This is a genomic window from Thalassoroseus sp., assembly GCF_984380535.1.
In genome coordinates this window covers 302044-328417 of the sequence record NZ_CFHRBF010000006.1, presented here as the reverse complement: position 1 = coordinate 328417, position 26374 = coordinate 302044, and the positions used below count along the sequence as shown (strand labels likewise).

The window sequence follows — 26374 nt, the reverse complement described above, 5'->3', positions numbered from 1 at the left end:
ACAATCGGTTTTCCGAATCACCCGGCCGTCATTCGCGGTCGGGTTGTTTTCTAGAGTAGCACCAATGACTTCAACCACAGACACCCAACTGAATCCGGTCGAGACGCGACCATCCCAGCGGGGCGAACCCACTTGGGAGTTGGCCGAACTCTACCCGAAACAAGGCGATTGGACCGAAGACGCATACTTAGCCCTCGACACCAACCGGTTGATCGAACTGTCACAAGGCTGTCTGGTGTTCCTGCCCATGCCCACAATCTTTCATCAGCTCATCGTCGAATTCCTGTACGCGAGTTTGAAGGCTTTCGTTGTCGAAAGAAACGTCGGGCGGGTGTTTTTCGCACCACTACGCGTTCGCATGTGGCCGGGGGAAATTCGAGAACCGGATGTTGTCTTTCTTCGGCCAGATCGCATTGTGAATGTGCATCGTCCGCCACGAGGTGCCGATCTGGTGATGGAGGTCGTAAGTCCTGGTGATCAAAACAGCGAACGAGATTGGGAAACGAAGCGTCAAGTCTATGCGGAAGCACGTCTTCCGGAATACTGGATTGTCGATCCGCAACGTCGAGTGATTTCCGTGCAGAAGTTGGTCGGCGATACCTACGAAGAACACGGCGAGTATCGACCAGGACAAATAGCCGAGTCGGTCACTTTAGACGGATTCCAAATCGCAGTTTCCGACGTTTTCGCAGCTGGCGAAATTGAACAGAGCGGGGCAGAGGACTCATGAGTCGTAGTATCGACCGAGATCAAAAACGGTTCAACGAAATCGTGCGAGGACGCGTGCGGAAGAATCTCCGTAAATACGTCACGCACGGCGAGATGATCGGTCGCAAAGGCCGGGAGTTGGTTTCGATTCCTGTTCCCAACATTGAGATTCCTCACTTCCAGCACGGACAAAAAGGTTCGGGCGGTGTCGCTCAGGGTGATGGCGAAGTCGGTCAACCGATCGGCAAAGGACAAGACGACGCTGACGGTCAAGGTCAAGCTGGAAACGAACCGGGTCGGCACATTCGCGAAGTCGAAATCACACTCGATGAACTTGCTGAGATGCTGAGTGCCGAGTTGGAACTACCGAATATTCAACCCAAAGGCAAAGACACCGTTAAAAGTCGGAAGGACCGTTACTCCAGTATTCGCCAAACCGGTCCGGATTCGCTCCGGCATTTCAAGCGAACATTCAAACGCGCACTTAAGCGGCAAATCTCGACGGGCAGTTATAACCCGATGGATCCTCGCGTCATCATCGAGCGGGACGACGAACGCTTCCGCAGTTGGAAGACGATCGAAGAACCACAGGCGAATGCGGCGATCATCTACATGATGGATGTCTCGGGCAGCATGACCGACGAGCAAAAAGAGATCGTGCGAATTGAATCCTTCTGGATCGATACTTGGCTGAAGAAACAATACGACGGCGTTGAGCGTCGCTACATTATTCACGATGCGGTCGCTCGCGAAGTCGACGAGGAAACGTTCTACCGCACCCGCGAGTCCGGCGGCACACGAATTAGTTCTGCCTACCGTGGGGCGACGAAAATCATCGAACGCGACTTCCCGCCTGCCGATTGGAACATCTACTGTTTTCATTTTTCCGACGGCGACAACTGGGGCGAAGACAGCGAGAGTTGTCTCGACATCCTTAAGACTGCGTTGTTGCCGATTTGCAATTTGTTCTGCTACGGGCAAGTCGAAAGCCCTTATGGTTCCGGTGATTTCATTCGGGACCTCAACCGCATTCAAGACAATTACGAAAACCTCATTCTGTCAGAAATCGAAAACAAAGACGCCATCTACGATTCCATCAAAGACTTCCTCGGAACCGGACGGTAACGACGGTTCATCGCAGACTGGCAAACGACATCCTTTTGAACATCAACCTCAAACCAATTTGGAAATGAGGATCGAGGATAGCAAATCCATGAGAGGTTAAGGTTAGCGATCCTCGACTGCAGCATACGGTTGTCAGTATTCGCAACATGATCAACTTCGGACATTGAAAACGCGTGCGTTATGCCCATTAGCACACATCGCCCACTTCCGCCGGAAATCAAAGTGATCCAAGACGACTTGGAAGCGAAAGCGGCAGAGTACGGACTCGACTTCTTCGAAACCATCTTCGAAATGGTGGACTACGAAGAGATGAGCATGCTCGCGGCTTACGGGGGATTTCCGCTGCGATATCCGCATTGGCGGTTTGGGGCTCAGTACGACGAGTTGATGAAGTCGTACTCGTACGGGTTGTCGAAGATCTACGAAATGGTGATCAACACGGATCCGTGTTATGCCTACTTGCTCACCGCGAACGAACTGCTCGATCAAAAACTCGTCATCGCTCACGTTTACGGCCACTGCGATTTCTTCAAGAACAATGCTTGGTTCAGCCAGACGAATCGGCGAATGCTCGATCAAATGGCGAATCACGCAGCTCGCATCAATCGGTATGTGGATCGCTTCGGCTATGAACGCGTCGAAGAATTCATCGACGCCTGTCTGTCGGTCGAGGATTTGATCGATCCGCATAGCATGTACATCAAACGGCAAAACGGAAACAACCGATCGGCGAAACGGAACGGTGATGCGGAATCGTCTGATGGCGGAATGCGATTCCCGTCAAAAGGCTACATGGATTCATTTATCAACCCGCCTGACGTGCTCGCTGCCGAAGTGGAAAGCCAGCGTCAAGAAGCCGAGCGGAAGGAAAAAAGCCGGTCATTTCCTGAACAACCACAGCGGGACGTCTTGCAGTTCATCCTTCAGAATGGTGCGTTGAAAGATTGGCAACACGATATCTTGTCGATCATTCGCGATGAAGCTTACTACTTCGCCCCGCAAGGCATGACGAAGATCATGAACGAAGGCTGGGCCAGTTACTGGCACACCACCATCATGACTCAACATGCCCTGACGGATGCGGAAATTGTATCCTACGCCGATCACCACTCCGGCACCGTTGCGACGCAACCGAATCGGCTGAACCCGTACAAACTCGGTCTGGAACTGCTCCGGGATATCGAGGAACGTTGGAACAAAGGTCAGTTCGGCCCCGAGTGGGACAACTGCGACGATCTGCACAAAAAAGACACCTGGGACCGTCAATTGGGACTCGGACGAGAGAAAATTTTCGAAGTCCGACGGATTCATAACGACACGACGTTCATCGATACATTCCTGACACCGGAGTTCTGCGCGGAACACAAGATGTTCTCGTTCGCCTATAATGACTCGAGCGAGTACTACGAAATTGCCTCGCGAGAGTTCTATGCGATCAAGCAACAGTTACTGCACAGTTTGACGAATCACGGTCGCCCGTTCATCTACGTGATCGACGGCAACTACCGTAATCGCGGCGAACTATTCCTAGAACATGAGTACGCCGGCAGCCCGTTAAAAATGGACTACGCACGTGACACTTTGATCAATCTCGAGAAACTCTGGCTTCGTCCGGTGCATATCGCCACGGTCATTGACGATACACCGTCAGTGATTTCTTGGGACGGTCGCTCGCATGAGATCAAACCACGTCGTAAAGCCTCTTAGAGCGATCTTCCAGAAGGAGGACATGGAATATGAGTTTTACACCATCCATCGACGATGCGTTGAACGGATTACCGACCGGTACCGGTTCGCAGTCCGTCTCGATCTCCCATAGCAATCCTTCGGCCGACTTTACGTTGACGCTCTCTGCGATCGACATGCTAAGTTGCTCGCTGCGGTCGATCCGTGCCGATGTTCCTAGCGTTGCATCGGCGGGTTCGACTCAGCTGAAAGATTGGGCCGACGCCTTGAGTTCACGTTTGACGTACTTGCTGGAAGATATCGGCCCGGTTGAGTTCGACGCGAATGCGGGTCAAGCGTTGCTCCGGTCGACGAAACCGAGTGACGATGGAACGACGAAACGATATTACGAACTGATCCTGTCGGCCACGCAGGATGGATCGTTCGAGTTCGCCCGGTATGAGTCTGTCACGGGACAACCAGGACGAAATCCGGTCGATATGCAACTCACCCGCGAAGTCGTGAGTCGCTTGCTGAAAGACCTTGTCGATACGATCCCATAAGAAGTTGGCACACCGACGAATCCCAAAAAACCGGGCCATGATTCGCACATGGCCCGGTTTTTTGTTTGATCGATAACAGTGAATTTTTATCGCTGTTGATTCAAGCTGCGTTGCAATAGCTCGAAATTCGACTTCAGTTGCTGGAACTCGGCTATCGTGTACTGGGTAATTCCGTTCGTCCGTTGCAAGGCTCGTTCGAGGCGTTGCCAAGATTCCCCGGCCGCGCGCGAGGCGTTACGCACCAAGTCAGATCTGACGTTGTGGTCATTGATTCGGTCGGCAAGTTGACCGGCTTCGCGTTCAAAGTCTTCCGCGAGATCGATGATGCCACCGCGTTGCTGACGAAGGTCATAGCGAAACTCTTCGGACAACTCCGCGGAATCGCCTTTGATCTTGCCTGCCAATTCGAGAATCTGCTGCCTGGTCGTAAGGATCGGCGTTTCCAATCGCAGTTCACGATGTAGCGCGGCATCGAGTTGCGACAACTGCCCCTCGGCGTCACGGACACGTCGATTGACTCGCGTACCACGAACGGCCTCGGAGAACCCGTGAAGATTCCGATCGAAGTTTTCGTATTCACGAACCAAAAGCCGAAGGTGATTTCCGTTGTCAACCAAACGCTGTAGTGACTGGGCGGAACTCAGGGTCCGTTCACACTGACGAAGAAGCTCGGCCATGCCGCGTCCGCGTTCACGGCGAAGATCATCGCGAAGTTGGTCAAGCGTCCGAACAATCGAGTTGAGCAACAAAGCAGCCCGTGGACGATCATAACCGTGCCGGGGAGCACCGTCTGCCATATTCAGCATCCGATGCAAATCCTCGTCGGCTTCGGAAGCCCGTTCGATCGCTCGTGCCAATCGCTCGTCCACGCGATCCGAACGCTGCAAGTCATGCACCACATGATGCCAACTTTCATCGAAGGCAGCATATCTTTGCTGAATTTCCGGAATCGCTGTCCGTCGGTCGAACTGCTTCTCGAGATCCCGGGCTTGCTCGTGAACGCGGTGGATGTCGTCACTTAGCGGATGATCGATTCGTGAGAACCGATCGTCAACTTCCTCTAAGCCTTCCCGAAGTTCGCGGGCGATTTTCTCCGCTTGCGAGTAATCTTCGCGTTCCCAACGGCCTAACCGAGGACCGTCCTGTTCGCTGCGTTGAATCTGCATGCGAACGGTTTCGCCCGTGGGAAGTTGCACATCGTAATATCCCGGTGCGGCCGTCGCGTCCTCCACAACGAACCGGCGACCATCGTAGGAATCTCGTGGCTCGACGGAATGTGACTGGTATTCATTCTGACGCTGTCGATACCAGTCACGTTCTCGCGACAAGTACTGTTGTCGATTCCGTTGCAAATTGCGGTAATAATCTTCCCAGTTCCCCGACTGCGCTTGTGCCGACTCAAGACAGGTGACTGCAAGAACTGTAGTAATCGCAAGCCGCGTGGGTGAAAAAGTAAGTGGTTTGAGCATATTTGATTTCCATCGCGTGTGGAGTGAATCCCAAATGTGAATCAAGAGTGTTAGCCCATCTCCACTATATGCGGATCTCAAGAATTTCGGAGTCATATTTTCCGAATTCTTCCACGCTCCAGATCAATCCGACACGACAACGGTCAGGAATCGGCAAGCGGCACGTCCAAGTCCCGGACGTCCAGCAACGCCCGATAGGGCAGGTTCTTCCCGCCGAACGTTTCCGCACCACCTTGCAATCGGTCGACCACCCCGACGACTTGAACGACTTCACAACCGAACTCTTGAATTCGTTCGACCGAGAGCAGGGCACTTCCGCCGGTGGTCACGACATCGTCCACGATGACGACCCGTTCGCCGGGTGTCACCGGGCCTTCGACATAGCGTTTTGTGCCATGCCCTTTGGCTTCTTTGCGGACGAGGAACCCTTTTAAATCGCGGCCGCGAACCGAAGCCATTGCGATGACGGCTCCGATGATCGGGTCGGCACCAATCGACATCCCGCCGATGGCGTCGTACTCGACGTCGGACAGAAGATCCAAGAGTCCCTCGGCCACAAGTCGCAGTCCGTGAGCTTCGAGTGTGACTTGTTTGCCGTCGAGGTAGTAATTCGATTTCTGTCCGGATGCGAGTGTGAACTCACCAAACTTCAGGGCTTGGTTCTTAAAGGCTTCGATCAGTTGTTGTTCGTCGTATCCGCTCATCAATATGGCTCCAAGTGGTGTCGTTTTCAGGCGTGACACACGAACCATACAAGAAACGTGCGGAAAAGAAAAAGCCCCGAGGAAATCCCCGGGGCAGTGTTTTTCAGATTGTCGAGCTTCGGACGATCAGGCGGCGGCAGAATCGTTACCGGGGAACAGGCGTTGTTCTCCGCGGATCATTTCTGGCGTGACCACATACTTTCGTCCCGGTTCTTGATCGGGAAGTTCGTACATGATTTCGAACATCGCGTCTTCAACGACACTTCGCAGGCCGCGAGCACCGGTTTCTTTGTTCTTTGCAATCTTGGCGATCTCGGCGAGCGCCCCTTCGGTGAATTCGACCGTCGCGTTCTCCATTTCGAAGAACTTCTCGAATTGTTTCACCAAGGCATTCTTTGGCTCGGTCAAAATGCGAACGAGATCGGGAACACCCAGCGGTTGCAACGAACTGAGTACAGGCAGACGTCCGACCAATTCCGGAATCAAACCGAACTCGAGAACATCGTCGACGGAGGCGTCTTTGAGAAGCGAACCTTCGCGTTTGCGTTCTTCCCGACGGGCGTCGGTCGCACCACCGAAACCGATGGACTTATTGCCCAACCGTTTAGCGATAATATCTTCGATTCCCACGAACGTCCCGCCACAGATGAACAGAATGTTGGTGGTATCAATTTGGATGTATTGTTGCTCGGGATGCTTTCGGCCACCTTGGGGAGGCACATTGGCCACGGTGCCTTCGAGCATTTTGAGCAACGCCTGTTGCACACCTTCGCCAGAGACGTCCCGCGTGATGCTGACGTTCTGACTGGTCTTGCCGATCTTGTCGATCTCGTCGATGAACAAGATGCCGCGTTGAGCCGCTTCGATATCGAAGTCAGCCGCGTGCAACAATTTGAGGAGCAAGTTTTCCACGTCTTCGCCGACATAACCCGCTTCGGTAAGCGTAGTCGCATCGCCGATCGCAAAGGGAACCTGCAGCATCTTGGCGAGAGTCCGAGCCATCAACGTTTTGCCGCAACCCGTGGGGCCAATCAGCAAAATGTTCGACTTGTCCATCTCAACATCGCTGTCCATATTCTCTTTGAGAATCAACCGCTTGTAGTGGTTGTGGACAGCGACCGCCAAGGTTTTCTTGGTATGGGTCTGACCAATCACGTATTCGTCAAGATAAGTGACGATTTCGCGTGGCGTGGGGACATTGGTGAAGAGTTGCTTCGAAGTACCACGCCGTCGTCGTTCTTGGTCGAGAATTGACTGGCACAGCTCGATGCATTCACCACAGATGTAGACGTCTTCGGGGCCTTCGACAAGAGGGCCAACGTCACGGTAACTTTTCCGACAGAAAGAGCAGTTTGCATTTTTCTTGCCGGTTGAACCACGCTTGGTGGGTCCGAAATCTTTACTGGAGGCCATATTCTTCCTTCATCGCAGCCGATCGCATTCGGGGGATCAAGTCCTCTCCATTCCTTGTTTGCCTCCATGCAAACCTAATTGTACGGCATCGGAGCGGACATGCCGCCACCGATCCCTTTCAGCGAGGTGGATTTCGTTAAAAACCCGCTCGCTTGCAGGGGTATTCGACAAGGTCACCGTAACGAGTCGTCATCGTTAGAGTTTTCCAGGTCGTCGCCTGCCTCCTCGTCCGCAACATCCGATTCGGCGGAAACTGCCGATTCCGACGTTCCATCCGCCTGCTCAGGCGGGTGGGGCGCGGACGATGAGCCGTCCAGTCTTTCGACCAACCGACCCTTGATGGATCGGTATTCTTCGTCCGTCAATTTACCTTCTCGTCGCAATTCACGGATTTGTGTGAGCATTGAATGAGGGTTCGTGTCAGAATCCGCATCATCCCTGAATCGGGATCGGATCCAAAACATGACCATAATGCCGAGCGAGATAACCGCGCCCAATCCGAGCAATTGCCAAAGTGAATCGAAAAACTCCTCATAGAGCTGATCTAAACTTCGTCCACCGCGTCCTGGCATAACTCTGGTTTCGATGAAATCTGGGAAATGTGCTCCCCACCAATTATCACCAATCCTTCGCATGCCGGCAAGTTGCGGCTGAAAATTGAGGCGTTGCATACGGCGTGCCAGAAAGATCAAACAATCGAATCTGTGCAAGGCTCAACCGTGGTTTTCCCAGGAAAAACACCAGATAATAAATTTCCATTGTCATATTTTGCCAGAAAGCGTTTCGAAATGTGGTGCAGGTCTTGCTCTGTTTTCAACGACACGTTGTAAAAACGACAACGAAATCATTCCGCAATACGCGTCATTCTCATGCAGTTTCCAAGAACACGAATTTGACCTCGCCCTGATTGCCGATCTAAACTATAGATACCCCTGAAATTTTCGCCCGCCGAATCCACACGACAAATCGGCTTGGGTTTATCCACAAATCCCTCTCTCGCGCTTTCATCACGAGGACTATTTTTCGCCTATGTAAAGGAGATGTGTATGAAACCGGTGCTAGCTGACGCCGAAACGTTGCGAAACCTGTTTGCCGGGTTGGTCGAAGACACGTTCCAAGTCGAATTGGGAGTGGCCGACCCCACGCTGACAGACTATCTTTCCAACCTTCTCGTGCGATTTGTAAGATGCGACGCGATCTACCGCATCCGTAATGCCACCGGTCAACGTCTCTATGAAGTGGCGGAAATGCTGCTTGAAGCCGAGGAACGCGAAGCTCGGCCGCAGCACGAAATTCATCGGCACGTGGGCGATTTTACGCTGTTCTGGGCAGGCGTGTTTCCCGAAGCGCTGCGGCGAATGCAAAGCAGCGAACACAAAGATCATCTCCTCGACTACTGCCAGCAGGGTAAACGCGCTTACTATCTGGCCAGTACCTGCAAGGAAGAACCGTTCCGCAGTCAGTCGGAAGTCTTGCGACGACTCAGCGAGGAATTCGAACTCTGCAGTTTCGGGCTTAATCGCGTGCGAAACGAATGGGAGAAAATGCCGCAGACGTTGCAATCCCCGGAGAGGAACTAGCAAACCATCGGCAGTTTCCGTCCGCAGGAATCTTTGGAGATCCGTTAATCCCGTTTCGGCGTTGGTCCCAGTAGTTCGCTCACAGGAGATTTGACGGATGAAGAAAACTGGGATTTGCCCGAAGTGTGATGGTTCAAACGTCATCGCGGATGCGAAAGTGCTTGATCGTGGTGAGTCGCATTTGCAGTACCATCTAACCATTGCCACCTTTCGCAATCCCGATGCTTGGATCATGAAAGGGCAGCAATCCACGAAAGTGTCCGCATGGGTATGTGGAGACTGCGGATTCATTGAGTTCTACGCGGAACGTCCGCTAGACTTAGTGGTACCGTGAACCGCGTCATTGTGATGTAATTGCGGAGCCCGAATCGCCATCCAGTTCAAACGTATTAGCGTTCAAATTGTCTATTCGAACGGAAAGAGATGACACCAACGAATCAGTCGCAATCCTTCCGCCATCCGCTGGGTTTGCCTGCAGGCAGTGTGCGGGCCGCGTTGACATTGATGGTTGTTGCCTTCATCGTTTATCAAACGGCCACTAAACACGAAGTCGGCTTGTTGTGGTCGGAAACGTTGATGATCGTGCTGGCTCACTACTTCACATCGCGACGGTTCGTGGAGTTGCCGAAGGAAGTCAAAGAAGACTTGATCGCACGTGGTGTCTACCCACACGACGAGCAACCGCTCTATCTGCCACGTCATACGATCCGTAGTGTGATCATTGTGGCGTTCGTCGGACTCGCGATTTATCTCTTCCAAAATGGACGCCTGCTTGAGCGACAATCGATCGCCATCGTCGGCACGGTCGGTGCGTATTTTCTGGGTTTGCTCGTCAATGCGATCGTGCGGTGGTGGCGAGGCGATAAACGCGGAGCCGGTTGGTGGGAAGACACCAAAGCCGTTATCACGCTGCTCATTGTGGGAATCACGGTCGTTATCGAACTCACCGGCCTGAGCACGGCACTCCCGATTAAACCTGAAGACCTGCAGAACGCGACGCTCGGTCTAATTCTGTTCTACTTCGGTTCGCGTTGAGACTTCTCGGCTCGTTTCTGTTTGTACGCGTCGACGAAACTGGCTGGATCGTCATCGAATGCCTGTTTGCACCCTGTGCAGCACACGTAATACGTGTCGCCTTGATAGCTCACTTTGATCGTGCCCAAACCGCCAGTCACGATACACTCCGGCCCGCTTGGTCCGGCGGCAAGTCGGGTGCCCTTGCGTGTATAGCCGACCTCTGCAACTCGCGTCGTGAAACTTTGCCCCGGCGTTTGCGTCTCGAACAAGGCCAACATCCGCTTTTCATTCAACGCTCGGAACGAAACTCGATAAACAAGTTCGTCTTCGACCGGTGACTCCATCACCAACTCATCGTCCGAGAGTTTTCCCACATAGGTTCGTTTAGCGTTGTTGGGCAACGAAACCATGAGACGGTACGTTTGCCCCTTCGCGTCCCAAGTCAGTCGGGCGGATTCGACGAGTTTCCCCTTAGAGACATTCCACACCAGGGCGGGTTCGGGATCGAAGTCCCAAACCCATTCTGCGGTCTCTAACCAAGCTCCGCGACGAGAACCACGTTGCGGTTGCCCGACACCCCGCCATTCACCGACCCAGTCGTTGAACTTGGCGAGTGCGTCCTTCGCGGCCGATGCCTCAGCTGGCGTTTTCTTGGCTGGTGGCGCGTCGGCAAAGAGCCCCATCGAACTCAATGAGACGGACAATATAAGCACAACGCAGCCGGTGAACACAAAACGCATCGGGCATCGACCTTTTCAAAACATACTTGCTCACGGTCTCTAATCAGTTTAACCCCGCTGCATCGGAATCAGACCGCTTCAGTGAGATCTCGGAACAGTTTTAGAAGTTTTTGCGTGATTGGCCCAGGTTCGCCGTTGCCGATAGTTCGGCCGTCGAGACCGACAACCGGAATCACTTCCGCCGCCGTTCCGGTGAGGAAACACTCGTCAGCCACGAAGATATCGTGACGTGTCATTTCCGTCTCTTCGACGGTGATACCGGCCTTCCGCGCAAGTTCGATGACCGAGTTCCGAGTTACACCCTCGAGAATACCGGCACTCGTTGGTGGCGTGATGAGGACACCTCGTTTGACGATAAAAATGTTGTCACCCGTACACTCGGCGACCTCACCCTTATGGTTCAGCATCAATGCTTCGAGTGTGCCAGCGTCGATCGCCTCGATCTTAGCGAGAATGTTGTTCAGGTAGTTCAGCGACTTAATCCGCGGACTCAATGCCCCCGGATGATTGCGAATCGTGCTCGCTGTGACGAGTTGCAAGCCGTTCTCGTAAAGTTCTTTCGGGTAGAGCGAAATCGTATCCGCGATGATGATGACTTGCGGATTGCTCGTTCGCCGAATATCCAACCCGAGCGAACCAGCACCTCGCGTGATCACCAATCGCACGTAACCGTCAGTAATCTCGTTCGCCTTCACCGTCTCTTCGGTGGCGTTCGACAACTCCACAGGCGTCATCGGGATCTCTAACCGAATCGCCTTGGCGGACTCGTACACACGTTCGATGTGTTCGTCCAGCAGGAACACCTTCCCGCCATACACCCGAATCCCCTCAAACACGCCATCGCCGTAAAGCAGGCCATGATCGTAGACGCTAACTTTCGCGTCGTCCTTCGGAAAGAGTTGGCCGTTGATGTAGACCTGATTCGGCATTGGAGTGGACCAGTCGGTATCGTAGGGTGCGTCGCGACGCACCGTCAAAAATTAATCTGTCAGTGGTGCGTCGCGACGCACCCTACATTCCCTTATTGCTGTCGAAGAGTGTCAACAGTTCGACGACGTGCCCATCAAAGTCTTTCACGACAGCTCGACGGCCCCATTCGGAATCACTCGGCTGAGAAACGACCGTCACGCCGTTCGTTTGCAGCGATGAAACCAAATCATCGACGCGATCGACTTGGAATCCCAGACGGACACTCGTTGTTGGCATTTGGTTCTGTCCCAGAGGATAGATTTCGAGCGTCAACCCGTCTACCGTGGCAGCAAAATGTTCCGGCCCGTGTCCGTGAGATTCCCGGACGAACTCTAGCCCCAGCGTCTGGTAGAACTCCATCGCCTTCTGAATGTCTGCCGACCGGATCACGAGCAGATTCAGACAGGGCATTGGTTTTGCCTTTTGTTTCGCACGGGTCGCGGCGAAAGTCCATCAACTGCCCGCCGGTGGGTCCAAGCGAGTTTGGAGGAACTTGAAATACCGTTTTGGCTCGTCATCGAAAATTTCGCGACCAGCCCCCATATAGGCACGAGTCAACTCGTCGGCGGCTTTATCGAGGTCGTTCAACTCGAATAGGCATTGCCCAAGTCGCAGATGCAGGAACGGGTTTCCAATCGCATCGGGGCAGTGCATTGCCAGGGAGAGATTATCGCGACCGGCTTCGAAATCCCCGCCGAGGTAATTCGCATCGCCGATGGCCGCAAGAATCCAGGTGGCGGCTTCGTAATCGGTTTGCGGTTCGGGAAGCAAGTCCCAGGCTTGCCAGTACTGTTCCAAGGCGGCGATGTATTCATCGTCGCCCGCGAAGTCATCACCGGCTTCGCACAACGATTGAATTTGCGCTAGAACATCACTTGCCAATTCCGTCATGTTGATGACTCGCTGACGGAAACATATTCCGCGTGTTTCAAAAATACTCCCGGATGGAATCGAACCATCGACACCCGCTTTATAAGAACGGCGCTCTCACCACTGAGCTACGGGAGCGTGTGTTTGCTCGCCGTGGCTGCATATTCGATGGTGGATGTTCTTGCGGATCATGGTTCAAGCCGTTCCGTTCTTCAGCGATTCCAACTGCCCTTCGCGAAGCCTCACGATGCGGTGAGCTTGCTTGGCGATGGCGTCGTCGTGGGTGACCATAATGATAGTCAGGCCGTTTTGCTCGTTCAAGCCGGACAATAGCCCCATGATTTCCTGACCGGTGCTGGAATCCAAGTTGCCGGTGGGTTCGTCGGCCAACAACACCTGCGGCTGCCCGACGAGTGCCCGCGCGATGGCCGCTCGCTGCATTTCACCACCCGACAGTTTGGACGGCTTGTGTTTCGTGCGGTGTTCCAGCCCGACTTTCTTGATGATGTCGGCCGCTTGCTCGCGGAACTGTTTGCGTTTCTTCCAGTAGTCCCACAGGGAATGTCGAATCATCAGCGGAGCGAGGACATTCTCCTCCAGCGTGAGTTCCGGCATGAGGTGGTAGAACTGAAAGATAAATCCGAACACGCGATTGCGAATCGCATCTCGGGCTTTGGTCGAGAGGTCATCAATGCGTTGGCCATCAAGTCGGACCTCACCGATATCCGGCGTGTCGAGCAACCCCAGCAAGTGGAGCAAGGTACTCTTGCCGGAACCCGACTGACCGACGATCGACACAAACTCGCCACGCTTCACGGACACGTCCACGCCTTGCAGCACTGGCACGGGGCGAGCGGCGTTCTTGTAGGTTTTTTCCAGCGTGATCGCCGCCAAGTGAGGCGTGGATTTCTGCTCCGTCGCCGACAACTCGCAGCTGTCGGTGTGCGGATCGGTGGAAAAATTCTCGGATCGGGCTGACATCGTTGGTGTCGTCATTCTCGGCCTCCCTTGCCGATGAACTGGGAATGGGCACTGTCTCAATGGATGGCGACTTCGTGTTCGTCACCGAGTGTTATTCGTAACGCAGGGCTTCCACTGGTCGCAACCGTGACGCCCGCCGAGCCGGCAACACACTGGCAAGAACGGCAATCGTCATCGCACCCAACGCGACCCAAACCACCATCATGGGGTTCACGAGCGTGGGGATTTCCGGGAAGTAGTAAATCGTTTCATCGAAGACTTTCCGACCGGTCAGTTTGGTTAGCCAGTCTTCGATGGTGTTGATGTTGTCCACAAACAGCAGCCCGATCACCACACCGACACCACTCCCGACGATACCCAGTGCCAAACCGTATGACAGGAAGATCGTCATCACCCCTTGAGAACCGGCTCCGAGAGCTTTAAGGATGCCGATGTCGCGGGTTTTCTCGACGACGATCATGAAGAAGATCGCCAAAATCCCGAAACCGGCAACCGCAATGATGAGGAACAACAATACATTGAGAATGGCCGATTCGATTTCCACAGCGGCCAATAGCGGCCCTTGTTTTTGTTCCCAGGTTTTGACCGTGAACACACCTGGCGGAAACGCAGCCTTCAACCGGGCGACAACTTCGTCCGCGTTGTTGAAGTCGTTCAGGCGAATTTGAATCGATGTGATCGAACGCACGACAGGCTTCACTTCATTCGCACTGACCGTGAGCGTTCCTTGTTCCCGCTGAGCCGGATCAAGCTTCACCTTGACCATTCCGGTCGCGGGATCATGTTTCTCGATCACGCCGGAGAGTTGACGACCGACCGAGCCAATCAACACGGTCTGACCGATGTCCAACCGAGAATCCGGGGTGGGATAGACCATGCCTCGGATTTTCTGAAGATATTCCAGGTTGCAGAAAATCAGGTTCGAGTCGTATTCGCTCATCCCGCTTTTGAACACATCACAGATCGTGGCATTGAAATGCCGTACTTCCGGCGGACGGCCAGCGGACACGGTGCCGATTTTCACATCGTCACCAGGCTGGACCATCATCACGGTTTCGACATGGCCGTCACCTTTCTCATCGTAAGGAAAACTGACGAGACCAATGCCGACGTACAACCGACCATCTAGCGGAGCGAACGGATCATGATCGGGGTCTGATTCCGTCGGGCTGGTTGGAAACGGGTTTTCGGTGGCACCCGGTGTCGATGCGAATGGATCAGCGGGGAGCGTTTCTTCGGATGTTGCGAACACCGGCAGATCGTTCGGTTTGGCGGCGACCGCTGGTCCCGGTGTCGTCGATTCCTCAAACGGCGGCGGTTCCGTGGTGGCGAACGGGGGTGGTTCAACCGGTTCGGGCACGACGTTTGGACTCACCATTGGCATCGGCGTTTCGGCGTTAAACATCGCCAGCATTTCTTTTTCGCGAGCGAGCCATTGTCGCCGATAATCAGCGGCTTCGTTGGTCAGTTCCCAATTGGGAGCCTCGTCTTGGCCTCGCAACGGCGCCCGCACGACCTCGCCGTGTTGCCGGAGTTCGTTGTAGCTATCGAGATAATCCTTCAGCGGCCCGACCGACGCTTTGCCTTCCGGACGAATACCAATGAGCGTGACCGGTCGCGTGATGTACTGGCCGGAGTACGGAAAGGTCAGCATCCCGTAGACTTCGACAGTCGCAGTCATCCCGGCGATATGATCACCCGCGACGTCGCGAATCTGCTCCATCTGCGCTTCCGCATCGGGGACACCGTCGAGGCTAGTCGTTTCGACGATCACGTCGGCGAGCAGTCCGTGAATGCGGTCGCGCATCTCCGAACTAAAACCGGCCATCACGCTGTTGACGACTATCATCGTCGCCACCCCAAGCATCACGCTAATAATGCACGCCAGCGCAATGTAACGTGTGCGGAGATATCGCAGGCAAAGCAAAATCTTGTACATAGGGACGTCCTTGTCCGGGTCGTTCTGTTATTGATTCACGAATGTTGCGTTATGTTCAGAGTCCAAACACGCTCTACGCAACAGCTAAATCCTGATTGATCTCGTTGTAAATATCAGCCCCAGTAGGGCGAACTTCTGCAACCTCATAACCGGCTGTTTGGACATCAGCAATTGCGGAGAGAATTGCCACCTTTAGTGACTCGGCTTCCCGGGCAAATCCGACGATGACCACTCCGCAAGAGATGCCCGGCATCGCATCGTCACACCCGGCTTCATAAAGTTCATTCGCCCAGTCATCAAAGTGCGTACCACTGGTGTCCGCGAGAATGTCATCGCAATTCTTCAAAATCAGATCAAAATAGTAGGTCTCGTTCATTTGGTCACGACTCATTTGCCTCATCAGTGCCGGATTTTGGTTTCAAGTGCGGACAAGCATCGACAACCCTTCGAATAAGTCGAGCGTGATTCTCCGGAACACGAGGCGTGGAATAAATGCTTTGCAAGCAACCACCACGCTCATGCAATGGGCAGCGTAGCCGCCCCCAAACATGACCGCGGGATGAGCAAAACACTTCCCACCCATTTAACTCCGCATACACTAACGCAGCTTCAATCTCCTTATTAGGATGTCGCGATCTCGGCATACGTTTAATATTTTACACTTCTGGTCGTAACAGTGGGAAGTAAATCACGTCACGGATGGATTGGCTGTTGGTCAGCAGCATCACTAACCGATCGATGCCAATTCCCAATCCGCCCGCGGGAGGCATTCCCACTTTGAGGGCCTTGATGAAATCGGTGTCCATCTTGGCCATTGAGTCTTCTTCGGAAAGCCCTTCGAGTTGCGTGCGGAACAGCTCTTCCTGCAACCGAGGGTCGTTCAATTCGGTGTAGGCGTTTGCGACTTCCATGCCCTGGATATACAGCTCGAACCGCTCGGCGATGTTGGGATCGTCGGCTTTGCGTTTCGTCAGCGGGCAGATGCTCGCGGGGTAGTCGATCACGAACACCGGGCCGATGAGATTGTCTTCCACGGTCGCTTCGAAAACTTCCTGCACGATCACGTCGGGATGGACTTCAGTCGTTTCGATGCGGTTCAAAAAGTCCTTGGTGATTTTGCCGGACTTCGCCAACTCGACCGCTTTCGCACGGACGGCGTCGGTGTCGCTCATTGCACAACCGGCGTACTCGGCGAAAAGATCTGCGTATTTCTTGCGGGGCCAAGGTGACGTCAAATCGATCGTCGTCTCTTCCCAGGGCAGGGTGACTTGATCGGAATCTGTGTTCTCACACACCGCCCGAGCAGCATCGACGATGATGGCTTCGGTGAGGTCCATCATCGTTTCATAGTTGCCGTAGGCTTGGTAGATCTCGATCATCGTGAATTCGGGATTATGCGTGCGGTCGATCCCTTCGTTGCGGAAGACCCGGCCGATTTCGTAAACCCGTTCCACACCACCGACCATCAGACGTTTGAGGTGAATCTCCAACGCGATCCGTAGGAACAACTCCATATCGAGCGCATTATGATGCGTCTTGAATGGTCGAGCGGCGGCTCCCCCGGCAATGCCATGAAGGACCGGCGTTTCGACTTCGACAAACCGATGCTTCCGAAGCGTTTGCCGGACGGAATCGAGAATCGCCGACCGTCGCAGCATCTTGTCGCGGACGCCATCGGTGTAGATCAAATCGATCTCGCGATGCCGCAGCAGCAACTCGACATCTTCGACGCCGTGATATTTCTCCGGCGGTTGGGCGAGTGATTTACACAAGATGGTCAGGTTCTCGACCATCACGGAAATTTCGCCCGTGTCCGTCCGCTTGAGTTTCCCGTCGATACCAATCAAATCGCCGAGATCGAGTTGGCCCATGAGTTCCCATTGCTCTTCGGACAAATCGCCGCGAGAGAATAGAAGCTGAATCTGGCCGGAGTAGTCGGCAATATCATAGAATCGCAGCTTGCCCGCCTTGCGACGCAACATGATCCGCCCCGCGACACGAGTCGTCTCGCCGATCTGGCCCGGTTCCGATGGGGCGTTCTGGCGAGCTTGGGCGATTTCAATGTGGTCGTCGAAGCGGCTGCCAAAGGGATCTTTGCCGAGTTCGACGATGCGGTCGAGCTTTTTCAGCCGTTCCTTTTCAAAGCGATCGGGTTTGCCGGACATTGGAAGCGGTCTTCGTAACAAAACTTGAGTCAATCTTGGAAGTTTGCGGAATAATCGAAGAATTTCCTCGCTCCGTCAATGGCAAAGCCGAACCGCAGAGCATTTCGTCCGGTCCAAGAACGCATTCCAACGACGAAAACCATCCGAAAGAATCATCAAATGTCGACTGAAACTGATTGGCTGGACGATGCCCCTTGGCGATCGCTCCGTGAACAGTGGCTATTGCCGGAGGACGTCAGTTACCTGAATCATGGTTCATTTGGGCCGTCGCCGAAACCGGTCCGTGACGCGAGACAAAAGTGGTGCGATGCCCTCGAACGCGAACCGATGGATTTTTTTCTGCGACAGTCGGAAGACGAATTGGCGGCTGCTCGCGAGTCATTGGGAAGATTCATCGGCGCGTCGGCGAAGGAATTGGTTTTCGTCGACAATGCCACGTTCGGTATGAACATTGTTGCAGCCCAGGTGGAGCTTGCCCCAGGCGATGAAGTCGTCCTGACTGACCATGAATACGGCGCGGTGTTCCGCATTTGGCGGGACATCTGTCAGGCGAGCGGAGCAGAGTTGAAGGTGGCTCGGCTGCCATTTCCGCTGACCGATCCGACAGAAATCGTGGACGCGGTTGCAGATACGCTTACGGATCGCACGAAAATGTTGGTGGTCAGTCATGTGACATCCGCAACGGCCACGAACTTTCCGGTCGAAACAATCTGCAAGTTGGCCCGGCAACGGGGCGTGCGGATTTGCGTGGATGGGCCGCACGCAATCGCCATGGTGCCGCTCGACTTGAACGCCCTGGGTTGCGATTACTATGTGGCAAGCTGTCACAAATGGTTGTCGGCCCCGTTCGGCACGGGTTTTCTGTACGTGGCCAAGCGTCACACGCAGAAGGTGCAGCCGGTTGTGCGGAGTTGGGGCGGCAGTTTGGCGGGCATTCCGACCGGCTGGCAGGACGAATTCCAATGGATCGGCACCCGAGACCCGAGCGGTTTTCTCGCGGTTCCGGCAGCGATCGCGTTTCTCGAAGAAATCGGTCTTGAGAAATTCCGTCAGCGAACACACGCACTCGCACGATATGCGCGGCAGAAGATCGAAGCGTTCACTGGCTTACCGACTTTTCTGCCTGATTCGATTGAGTGGTACGGATCGATGATTTCGCTGCCGATCCCTCCCTCGAACGATCCCGATGTGGGCGGCGTGTTACGTGATCCGTTGCAAACAGCACTCTGGGAACGCGAACGCATCGAAGTCCCGGTGTTCCATTGGCACGAACGACGTTTTATCCGCGTTTCTTGTCATCTATATACGTCGACCCGCGAAATTGATCGCCTTGTCGAATGTCTGCAGCAACATTTACCGGAGTTCTCGACAGGATTTAACGTTTGACCTCCGGCGTGTTCGTAGTTCGGAAAAGTCGGATTCCCGCAGGCGGGGACTTCCGATACACTCGACGGTTCCGCCCGCTCGAGAATTAAGCTTCTATGTGGACGCCGACACAGATCGATCACCAAACCGACTGGACCGAACCGCAACAGACCAGTCATCCGCCTGCTTTCGGCCGGACTACGCCCGCATCGGGTTCGTTCCGTTCGATGGCCGAGGCCGTGCTGTGTCTGGTGATCGCGGTGATCCTGTTTCGATCCTTCTTGGTCGAAGGTTACATGATCTCGACGGGTTCGATGGCTCCGAGTTTGTTGGGTTTCCACAAACGTGTCGTTTGCCCGAGTTGCCAACACGAGTTTGCGTATGGGGTGCCGTGGAACAAGGAACTCCAATCTGGTCTGCCGGAGGATGCGAAAGGCCAAGACATTGCAGGCACAATTCCCGCCGATCCGCTGATGTGCGTTTGTCCGAACTGCGGGCAGAATCGGATCGATATCGCGCGGGTTCCCCGTAACCAGGGTGACCAACTGTTGGTGCACAAGCATGCCTACGTCATCCGCGATCCGCAGCGGTGGGATGTCGCGGTGTTCCGAAACCCGTACGAGACCACTCAGGCCTACGTCAAACGAATTGCCGGGCTGCCAGGCGAGACCATGACGATCTACGGTGGCGACGTGTACGCTGACGGGTTGCTCTGTCGCAAGGATATCGAAGCTCAACGGGCGCTGCGTTTACTCGTGTACGACGACCGCTCTCGACCGACCGACGAAACATGGAAGCCCCGCTGGATCGCAGATGATGGTTGGAAGGACCACGGAAGTTCATTCGAAGCTCTCGATCGATCCCCGACGACACGTGACCCGTCTGAATCGTCCACGAACGCCGGTTGGTCGTGGGTGACGTATCGTCACTGGCTTCGTGCTGGTGGAAGTCATCAAACTTCCGTGCCGTTGCCGATTTCTCAGCATCAGATTCAGCTGGATGAGAACTTTGTCCCCGTCCGCCGGGATGCCGATACGCGTGAACTGACATGCGTTGGTGTGATGCCGGACGATGTCCTCGTCCGATTGTTGGACCTGTCCACCGATTTGGAGTTTCAGGCGGCGGTTGCTGAGTTATACGAGAAATCGCACATTGCACCGATCACCGATCTCTACGGCTACAACCCAATCGAGTACCGCTCTCGTGAAATCGCCGTCCGCGACATCATGTTGACGGCGACTTTGAATTTGGGGCGTCCGAATGGTGGTCAACTCGGTCAATTTGCTGTGGAAATGACGGACGGTGACCGACGATGGCGATTGCTGATCGATTCACTCGTACGGGAGACGCAACTCTGGGAGATCGATATCCGTACCGGTGAGCCGGTGACGCAGTTGCGGAAATCAACACTTCCCGCTGGCGACCTGATGAAACCGATCGAATTGGAAATGTCGCTCTTCGATCGGCAAATTACGGTCGCATTGAACGGAGCCCTGCCGTTTGCATCTGTCCCGTTGAATGAACTTCCCGATGAGACACCACCGCCGCTAAAAGCGGTACGCTTCGGAGCGAACGGACTCAATGCCCGAGTTGCCGATTTGGTGCTCTATCGTGACGTCTATTATACGCACCGCGATACCGATCGGCCGTGTCGACTTGGCGAAGCCGAGTATTTCATGCTAGGCGACAACAGCCCGATCTCACTCGACAGCCGTCGCTGGCCCAACGGTGCGGTCCCGGAACGTCTCTTCCTTGGCAAGCCAGTAGTGGTTCATTTGCCCTCGAAGCAGGTGGAGTTCCATCTCTTCGGGCGAACACAGACGATCCGCGTACCGGACTTCTCACGGATTCGGCCAATTCGTTGACCCGGTCTCCCCAAGTTCACAAGTCCGGTCATTTTCCGCAACTTGTGTGGGAGAAATGCTTTACCAATCGGACGTTCAGTTAGATTTTCTGGGGAATCCGTATTGACCGGTTTGGGGAAACGCCGTATTGTTCCGCCCGCATCGGACGGGGGAAACCCCGGGCGACGCACTATCACTCTTGGGTAAATTCCTTTGCCGAAGTGGTGATTTCTCTACCAACTTCGAGATCGCAGAATCGACACTTCAACGCTTCAATGAAGTGAAAAAGTGGCGTGGGTTGTCACGGATGACGACCGACCATTCGATGATCTACGTTTCGGAGACGGTAGGATGACCACTCCACGAGTCGTCATCGGGAGCGAACTGTCCGCAAGGATGCAGACGGTTCGGTAACCTCCCTCGCTGCCAAATATTGGTCGCGAACATTCATTTGAATCGCCCCCGGAAGCAGATGATGTCCTCCGCCCCCCTGGGACTCGCTGCTTCCGGGTTTCTTTTTGCGCGGTTATAACGATCAGATCGGCTGAGGAAATTTAGGAAGTTTTGGCAAGGCAGGCAAACCGATAGTGTTTGAGTGGGTGACTCCACACAGTTTCACCCTAACACACGCTCGCTCGTATTGCCCTTGCCGAGAGATCCATGCCGGACATCCTGATCGTCGATGACTCGAAGTTCGATCGTGAGTACGCTGCAGAAATCCTGATGATGCAGTTGGACCGTCGATGCGTGTTTGCGCACGATGGCGTCGCTGCACTCGAGCGGATTCGGACACGGCAATTCGATTTAGTTGTCACAGACATGCAGATGCCCCGTATGAACGGGCTCGAACTTCTGCGTGAGCTTCAAAAAGAACACCCGCACATACCGGTCATCGTGATCACATCGCGGGGGAACGAAGAAATCGCCGTCGAAGCCCTCCACTGCGGTGCATCGAGCTACATTCCGAAACGTCAGCTCAGTGCCCGTCTGGCGGAAACGGTCGATGAAGTTCTCCGAAGTAGTCAAAGTGATCGATTGCTGCAGTCCCTCCTCGGAAATCGGCGTTCCGAGGAAGTCACGCTTCAGCTTCAAAACAATTGCGACTTAGTGGGCAGCACGGTGCGGTTTCTGGTCGACAGTGCCGAGCAATTTGGCATTGTCGAAGGCTCGGAAATTGTGCGGGTGTCGGTGGCATTAGAGGAAGCTTTGGTGAATGCCATCGTGCATGGCAATTTGGAAGTCAGTTCCGAACTTCGCGAGCGAGCTGACGACTCCTTCGAACAACTGATCCGCCAACGACGACTGACGCCGCCATACTGTGATCGCCAAGTCTCCGTAACTGCAACCTACGGGAAGAACGCGGTCAGTTACCTGATCGAAGACGAGGGTCCCGGTTTCGATGTCGCGGCATTGCCCGATCCCACTGATACCGAGAATCTTTTGAAGTGCAGCGGACGCGGCATCATGCTCATTCGCGCGTTCATGGACGAAGTCTCATTCAGCGAGAACGGCTCAAGCGTACGAATGGTGAAGTATGCATCAGCGGACAATGTCCCGAAAAGATCGCAGACTGCCATCGCGGGCTGAACGGCGACCTCGTTTCCCAGAACATAACCTCAAAGACGTTGCTTCCCGACAATTTTCCACCGCGAGCACCGAGGACCGCGGTTCCGTCTAGGAGAGACCAACACACTGCCCGAGTTTCTACGAGTCTGATGCATGATCGGCTACCTTCATAACATGACTCGTCGATTGTCGGGGTTCGAACACCGAATCGGTCGAACACCTCGGTGGCTGCTTCTTCCGCAAACGATGAGCGTTGCCGCGGCGACATCGTTAGCCATGTACGCATCCGCGATCCCGCAACAGGCGACTTGGTTCGCATCCGCCGGGGTCGCAACTCTGCTAACCGCAGCCACTTGGCGACTCCGCACACTGGCCCATTCTTGGCATGCATTAGTTGTCGGACGTCACGCACTGCGAGCGGAATTCTGTCGGCGAGAAGTTTCTGAAGCTCGCCAGCAACTTTCGTTCGAACAGCAAACCAATCAATGGCTACGTCGGCTCGCAAACTGTGAGACATTCAATCAAGCCTTGATTGAAGTCATGCGGCAACTCATTCCATCGACAGGGGACGGATTTGTAGCGTGGTTAGACTGCACCGCACAACCAACCGAAGTGACGCATTGTCGTGGACTCTCCTCGGATTCCAAACGGCGAATGCGTTTCGATCATGATTGGCAGACGCAAACCATCCACAATGGAGCGTGTATATTACAAGGCCACCAACTTCGCGAGAACGCACTCTACGATGCACTCACTCGCGAAGACCGGCGTAACATCGAAGCCGTCTATTTGTTCGAACTCACCACGCCTCACGGTCGCGGCGTATTAATCTCCTCCCGACTGTTACCATTCGAGAATCCATTCAAAACCACTCGCGATATCGTATTCGGACTTCAACGCCGGGCGATCGAGGCCGAACAACTCGAAGCTATACCATTTGAAGCCTCGCAAACCGAAACACCGAATCACCGCACGCATTCTCAAGTCGAAACACCACTCGATTTGCTCGAAGATTTCATCGACGAGCTTCGCGAAATGACCAGCGTCGATCGTGTCGCGTTGATCGTGGGAAATTTTACGCATTCGAATCAATTGCTCTCGGTGGCGACGTCATCGCGTGATCTTCCTCCGAACGTGCACGCCGAATGGACCCGAACGGAGCAAAAGATATGTCGCAGCGTCAACACGACCAACCAGTCTGGTGACACTCGCAAAAGCACTGGCGAGATCGTCTCGGTGGACTCGGCCGGTCTGCAGAAAATCGGCATTAACATACTCATTGGCCACGCTTGGTTAGTCCCGATTCGCTACGAAGACCAACAGTTCGGCGTGCTATGTCTGACAAACCAAAGCAAGCGATCGCTGTCCGAAACTCAGCAGCGGTGGGCCATCGGCTGTGCGACGTGCATAGCGGGACTATTCAACGGACTCCGAAAACAATCGGTCTCACAACCTCCAACCGAGCATCTCGAAGATTCGAAACCAGACTCTTCATACCCAACACCCATTGATTCAGTCGATGAACTGGCGGTCCTCAGTCACGAGATTCGCAACCCGATGAACGGCGTACTGGCGATGGTCCGCTTGGCATTGCAGACGGACCTCACCGCGGAACAACGCGAGTATCTCGACATTGTCCGCATTTCCTCGGAATCTCTCTTGGAAACCGTCAACGGCGTTCTTGAACACGCGACTGACTCGGATCATCCGCCCACAACGTCGGAGGTCAATCTCGATCAACTCCTCAGCGAAGTGTTGAAGACGTTTGCCGCCAAGGCAGCGGAGAAGGGCATTGAACTCATTGGGCATCGTCCGCCAAATGTGCCTGACACGATTTCGATCGACAGGCGACGACTACGACAAATCTTAATCAACCTGGTCGCGAACTCCGTAAAATTCACTGAGTCCGGCGAAGTGTTGCTTACGATTGCTGAAGCGGAACGACACGACGACCCTGGTATGCGATTCATCGTCCGAGACACCGGCGTCGGGATCCCATTGGAAAAACAGCAGCAAATCTTTGAACCCTTCGTGCAAGCCGAAGACGACACAAAAGCTCGTTTCGGAGGCACCGGATTGGGATTGGCTGTGTCACGCGATTTGGTTCGAGAGCTAGGTGGCGAAATTCGTCTTCAAAGCCAACTCGGTCAAGGCACCACCTTCGAGTTTTCGGTCCGCATGGCTGAAACAGTATGTCAGCCGCCATCGGCAATTTCTCCACGTGGCTCTGTCGCTCTACGAGTCGGCAACAAAACGCTTGACCGCTGTCTAGCACAGTCCTTGGAAGCCGACGGTTGGAGTTTGACATCACAATTCAACGAGCCCTGCACATGGGAGATTTCCGACGAATCGGACGCCAGTCGTCCGGCCATCACCCGCGCTGAAAATCGTCTCGTATTGCGAAGTCCGAACTCGGCTGCGTCAAAGTCAGAACACCCCGCAACGATCGTGCTCCTCAAACCAGTTCTACCGGCGGTCATCGTCGAAGCCCTTCGGAAAACTGCTCATCCAGAACGGCCAGCAGTCTGCTCTTCCGTGGTGTCAGACTCAATAGCGAAGCAAAACTTGCGAGTTCTCATTGCGGATGACGACCGGGTCAACCAGCACGTGAACCGCGCCATTCTCGAACGGTTGGCAACAACAGTCGACACTGTCGAAAGCGGGGAAACAGCAGTCTTGGCTTTCATGCAAGACGAATACGATGTGGTCGTACTTGATCGAAAAATGCAGGGGATTGACGGATTCGAAACTGCTCGCAAACTTCGGAGTTATGAAGAGCAAACAACACGAACACCCGCCATCATCGTGCTGCTATCCGGTTTCATCGGCCCTCATGAACAATCTCTCGCAAGCACTGTCGGGATTGATGAGTGTCTCGTCAAACCGCTAGATGAATCCCGAATCGCGGCGATCCTGACCACGCGAAGTCCAGTCATCGCCGATAACGATCAGCGTTCTGTCGAACCACCGACGTCTGGACCAAAAGGTCTTACACCGAAGTTAGCACAATTACTGCAAGCCAAGTTTTTGGAGGATTGGCCCGAGCTCAAAGATGCCGTCGAAAACCAAGATTTCCCTCGTTGGGAAGCCAAAGCCCATTCGCTCAAGGGTGCAGTCACGTGCATTCAATGGGACGCTCTAGAAGTCCTGCTTCATAGTCTCGAAATGCAAGCTCGCGTTGAAAACCCTGAAATCCCAACGTCTCAGATCGAAGAAATTGACCAGCTAATTTTGGCTTTCATCGAACCCCAAGCGGAACCGGCGACTCCATCGTCTTCTCATTAAAATGAATCCTAGCTCCCCAAAATGAGATGACCTCGCAAAAGGTTAAATTCTCGAGCGCCCGGCAAGGCGGTTGAATACCGCATTGCCTCTCGAGGGCGTTCCACGCCGCATGAAACCGGTTGAACATCAAAGTGCGTGTGTCAACTGGTCGGTCCGTTTCTATGCGGGCTTAGCAAGCAGCGACTAGTCCGTCAAATATTCGTTGCTATTCCTGAGATTCTCCAGAGCATCGCTATGTGTGTCACGTGCCGATCGACGCGTTTTCATTTCACTGCAAGAAGTAAAATGTCTTAAACGCTGCATCTTGTGAGTTGAAGTACGCATTAAGTCGTTTTTTGAGAATCTTGCTGCATTGCGAGAAAACTCGCGCTTCGTGTCATTCGACTTGTCGCCTTAGAACATACAG

At 54.2% G+C, this 26374-nt stretch carries 23 protein-coding genes and 1 tRNA gene; 11 read left to right on the top strand and 13 right to left on the bottom strand.

Annotated elements, in window-relative coordinates:
- The first annotated feature begins 64 nt into the window (after positions 1-64).
- The 4 genes from AC5DDB_RS10450 (at position 65) to AC5DDB_RS10435 (ending at position 4061) form a co-directional block, all read left to right on the top strand.
- Positions 65-730 carry a Uma2 family endonuclease gene (locus tag AC5DDB_RS10450; protein WP_491739659.1) on the top strand — a complete coding sequence of 222 codons (666 nt, stop codon included), beginning with the start codon at positions 65-67 and terminating at the stop codon, positions 728-730.
- A complete protein-coding gene (locus AC5DDB_RS10445) occupies positions 727-1833 on the top strand; it encodes a DUF444 family protein (protein WP_491739658.1) in 1107 nt (368 codons plus the stop codon). Before AC5DDB_RS10450 ends, AC5DDB_RS10445 begins: the two co-directional genes overlap by 4 nt.
- A 180-nt stretch (positions 1834-2013) precedes the next feature.
- Entirely contained in the window at positions 2014-3540 is a 1527-nt protein-coding gene (locus AC5DDB_RS10440) for a SpoVR family protein (protein WP_491739657.1), read from the top strand.
- A gap of 29 nt (positions 3541-3569) precedes the next feature.
- Complete coding sequence (locus AC5DDB_RS10435) at positions 3570-4061, top strand: hypothetical protein (RefSeq protein WP_491739656.1); 492 nt, start codon at positions 3570-3572, stop codon at positions 4059-4061.
- A gap of 86 nt (positions 4062-4147) precedes the next feature.
- Here the strand turns inward: AC5DDB_RS10435 and AC5DDB_RS10430 are convergent, their stop codons facing one another.
- From AC5DDB_RS10430 to AC5DDB_RS10415, 4 genes are all read right to left on the bottom strand, one after another.
- Positions 4148-5530 carry a hypothetical protein gene (locus AC5DDB_RS10430; protein ID WP_491739655.1) on the bottom strand — a complete coding sequence of 461 codons (1383 nt, stop codon included), beginning with the start codon at positions 5528-5530 and terminating at the stop codon, positions 4148-4150.
- 143 nt (positions 5531-5673) lie between these two features.
- The gene (gene pyrE / locus AC5DDB_RS10425; RefSeq protein ID WP_491739654.1) at positions 5674-6234 is read right to left on the bottom strand and encodes an orotate phosphoribosyltransferase; all 561 of its coding nucleotides are present in this window, start codon (positions 6232-6234) and stop codon (positions 5674-5676) included.
- 126 nt (positions 6235-6360) lie between these two features.
- Positions 6361-7647, bottom strand: coding sequence for an ATP-dependent Clp protease ATP-binding subunit ClpX (clpX, locus tag AC5DDB_RS10420; RefSeq protein WP_491739653.1), 1287 nt, complete (start codon positions 7645-7647; stop codon positions 6361-6363).
- 173 nt (positions 7648-7820) lie between these two features.
- Positions 7821-8051: a hypothetical protein gene (locus AC5DDB_RS10415; protein WP_491739652.1), complete on the bottom strand. Its 231-nt coding sequence runs from the start codon at positions 8049-8051 to the stop codon at positions 7821-7823.
- Positions 8052-8693: 642 nt separating this feature from the next.
- Between AC5DDB_RS10415 and AC5DDB_RS10410 the strand changes: the two genes are divergently transcribed.
- The 3 genes from AC5DDB_RS10410 (at position 8694) to AC5DDB_RS10400 (ending at position 10262) form a co-directional block, all read left to right on the top strand.
- Positions 8694-9227, top strand: coding sequence for a hypothetical protein (locus AC5DDB_RS10410; RefSeq protein WP_491739651.1), 534 nt, complete (start codon positions 8694-8696; stop codon positions 9225-9227).
- 97 nt (positions 9228-9324) lie between these two features.
- Entirely contained in the window at positions 9325-9561 is a 237-nt protein-coding gene (locus AC5DDB_RS10405) for a hypothetical protein (protein ID WP_491739650.1), read from the top strand.
- Between the two features lie 89 nt (positions 9562-9650).
- Complete coding sequence (locus AC5DDB_RS10400; protein WP_491739649.1) at positions 9651-10262, top strand: hypothetical protein; 612 nt, start codon at positions 9651-9653, stop codon at positions 10260-10262.
- Here the strand turns inward: AC5DDB_RS10400 and AC5DDB_RS10395 are convergent.
- The 9 genes from AC5DDB_RS10395 to lysS all read right to left on the bottom strand — a co-directional run bounded on the left by AC5DDB_RS10395 (position 10244) and on the right by lysS (position 17908).
- Positions 10244-10984, bottom strand: a complete 741-nt coding sequence (locus AC5DDB_RS10395) for a YHS domain-containing protein (protein WP_491739648.1) — start codon at positions 10982-10984, stop codon at positions 10244-10246. The two genes, AC5DDB_RS10400 and AC5DDB_RS10395, sit on opposite strands and share 19 nt — an antisense overlap.
- Positions 10985-11052: 68 nt before the next feature.
- Positions 11053-11913, bottom strand: coding sequence for a branched-chain-amino-acid transaminase (ilvE, locus tag AC5DDB_RS10390; RefSeq protein ID WP_491739647.1), 861 nt, complete (start codon positions 11911-11913; stop codon positions 11053-11055).
- A gap of 82 nt (positions 11914-11995) precedes the next feature.
- The gene (locus AC5DDB_RS10385) at positions 11996-12364 is read right to left on the bottom strand and encodes a VOC family protein (RefSeq protein ID WP_491739646.1); all 369 of its coding nucleotides are present in this window, start codon (positions 12362-12364) and stop codon (positions 11996-11998) included.
- Between the two features lie 42 nt (positions 12365-12406).
- A complete protein-coding gene (locus AC5DDB_RS10380) occupies positions 12407-12844 on the bottom strand; it encodes a tetratricopeptide repeat protein (RefSeq protein ID WP_491739645.1) in 438 nt (145 codons plus the stop codon).
- A 44-nt stretch (positions 12845-12888) separates the two neighbouring features.
- Positions 12889-12961 (bottom strand) — tRNA-Ile (locus tag AC5DDB_RS10375).
- A gap of 57 nt (positions 12962-13018) precedes the next feature.
- Positions 13019-13819: an ABC transporter ATP-binding protein gene (locus AC5DDB_RS10370; RefSeq protein WP_491739644.1), complete on the bottom strand. Its 801-nt coding sequence runs from the start codon at positions 13817-13819 to the stop codon at positions 13019-13021.
- A 76-nt stretch (positions 13820-13895) separates the two neighbouring features.
- Positions 13896-15743, bottom strand: a complete 1848-nt coding sequence (locus AC5DDB_RS10365; protein ID WP_491739643.1) for an ABC transporter permease — start codon at positions 15741-15743, stop codon at positions 13896-13898.
- Positions 15744-15816: 73 nt separating this feature from the next.
- On the bottom strand, positions 15817-16134 hold the full coding sequence (locus tag AC5DDB_RS10360; RefSeq protein WP_491739642.1) for a hypothetical protein: 318 nt from the start codon (positions 16132-16134) through the stop codon (positions 15817-15819).
- A 265-nt stretch (positions 16135-16399) separates the two neighbouring features.
- Positions 16400-17908, bottom strand: coding sequence for a lysine--tRNA ligase (gene lysS, locus AC5DDB_RS10355; RefSeq protein ID WP_491739641.1), 1509 nt, complete (start codon positions 17906-17908; stop codon positions 16400-16402).
- Positions 17909-18067: 159 nt separating this feature from the next.
- On the opposite strand from lysS, the gene AC5DDB_RS10350 reads away from it, so the two are divergent.
- The 4 genes from AC5DDB_RS10350 to AC5DDB_RS10335 all read left to right on the top strand — a co-directional run bounded on the left by AC5DDB_RS10350 (position 18068) and on the right by AC5DDB_RS10335 (position 25968).
- Complete coding sequence (locus AC5DDB_RS10350) at positions 18068-19294, top strand: aminotransferase class V-fold PLP-dependent enzyme (RefSeq protein ID WP_491739640.1); 1227 nt, start codon at positions 18068-18070, stop codon at positions 19292-19294.
- A 95-nt stretch (positions 19295-19389) separates the two neighbouring features.
- Positions 19390-21138, top strand: a complete 1749-nt coding sequence (locus AC5DDB_RS10345) for a S26 family signal peptidase (protein ID WP_491739639.1) — start codon at positions 19390-19392, stop codon at positions 21136-21138.
- Between the two features lie 639 nt (positions 21139-21777).
- Entirely contained in the window at positions 21778-22704 is a 927-nt protein-coding gene (locus AC5DDB_RS10340) for an ATP-binding protein (protein ID WP_491739638.1), read from the top strand.
- Positions 22705-22836: 132 nt separating this feature from the next.
- Positions 22837-25968: an ATP-binding protein gene (locus tag AC5DDB_RS10335; RefSeq protein WP_491739637.1), complete on the top strand. Its 3132-nt coding sequence runs from the start codon at positions 22837-22839 to the stop codon at positions 25966-25968.
- Positions 25969-26374: the final 406 nt, after the last annotated feature.

Coding starts and splice junctions, on each gene's coding strand:
- clpX (WP_491739653.1), bottom strand. CDS start 7,647: ATGGCCTCCAGTAAAGATTTCGGACCCACCAAGCGTGGTTCAACCGGC.
- pyrE (WP_491739654.1), bottom strand. CDS start 6,234: ATGAGCGGATACGACGAACAACAACTGATCGAAGCCTTTAAGAACCAA.
- AC5DDB_RS10365 (WP_491739643.1), bottom strand. CDS start 15,743: ATGTACAAGATTTTGCTTTGCCTGCGATATCTCCGCACACGTTACATT.
- AC5DDB_RS10350 (WP_491739640.1), top strand. CDS start 18,068: ATGTCGACTGAAACTGATTGGCTGGACGATGCCCCTTGGCGATCGCTC.
- AC5DDB_RS10340 (WP_491739638.1), top strand. CDS start 21,778: ATGCCGGACATCCTGATCGTCGATGACTCGAAGTTCGATCGTGAGTAC.
- AC5DDB_RS10415 (WP_491739652.1), bottom strand. CDS start 8,051: ATGCTCACACAAATCCGTGAATTGCGACGAGAAGGTAAATTGACGGAC.
- AC5DDB_RS10380 (WP_491739645.1), bottom strand. CDS start 12,844: ATGACGGAATTGGCAAGTGATGTTCTAGCGCAAATTCAATCGTTGTGC.
- AC5DDB_RS10395 (WP_491739648.1), bottom strand. CDS start 10,984: ATGCGTTTTGTGTTCACCGGCTGCGTTGTGCTTATATTGTCCGTCTCA.
- AC5DDB_RS10405 (WP_491739650.1), top strand. CDS start 9,325: ATGAAGAAAACTGGGATTTGCCCGAAGTGTGATGGTTCAAACGTCATC.
- AC5DDB_RS10345 (WP_491739639.1), top strand. CDS start 19,390: ATGTGGACGCCGACACAGATCGATCACCAAACCGACTGGACCGAACCG.
- AC5DDB_RS10445 (WP_491739658.1), top strand. CDS start 727: ATGAGTCGTAGTATCGACCGAGATCAAAAACGGTTCAACGAAATCGTG.
- AC5DDB_RS10440 (WP_491739657.1), top strand. CDS start 2,014: ATGCCCATTAGCACACATCGCCCACTTCCGCCGGAAATCAAAGTGATC.
- AC5DDB_RS10360 (WP_491739642.1), bottom strand. CDS start 16,134: ATGAGTCGTGACCAAATGAACGAGACCTACTATTTTGATCTGATTTTG.
- AC5DDB_RS10430 (WP_491739655.1), bottom strand. CDS start 5,530: ATGCTCAAACCACTTACTTTTTCACCCACGCGGCTTGCGATTACTACA.
- AC5DDB_RS10370 (WP_491739644.1), bottom strand. CDS start 13,819: ATGACGACACCAACGATGTCAGCCCGATCCGAGAATTTTTCCACCGAT.
- lysS (WP_491739641.1), bottom strand. CDS start 17,908: ATGTCCGGCAAACCCGATCGCTTTGAAAAGGAACGGCTGAAAAAGCTC.
- ilvE (WP_491739647.1), bottom strand. CDS start 11,913: ATGCCGAATCAGGTCTACATCAACGGCCAACTCTTTCCGAAGGACGAC.
- AC5DDB_RS10450 (WP_491739659.1), top strand. CDS start 65: ATGACTTCAACCACAGACACCCAACTGAATCCGGTCGAGACGCGACCA.
- AC5DDB_RS10400 (WP_491739649.1), top strand. CDS start 9,651: ATGACACCAACGAATCAGTCGCAATCCTTCCGCCATCCGCTGGGTTTG.
- AC5DDB_RS10335 (WP_491739637.1), top strand. CDS start 22,837: ATGATCGGCTACCTTCATAACATGACTCGTCGATTGTCGGGGTTCGAA.
- AC5DDB_RS10385 (WP_491739646.1), bottom strand. CDS start 12,364: ATGCCCTGTCTGAATCTGCTCGTGATCCGGTCGGCAGACATTCAGAAG.
- AC5DDB_RS10410 (WP_491739651.1), top strand. CDS start 8,694: ATGAAACCGGTGCTAGCTGACGCCGAAACGTTGCGAAACCTGTTTGCC.
- AC5DDB_RS10435 (WP_491739656.1), top strand. CDS start 3,570: ATGAGTTTTACACCATCCATCGACGATGCGTTGAACGGATTACCGACC.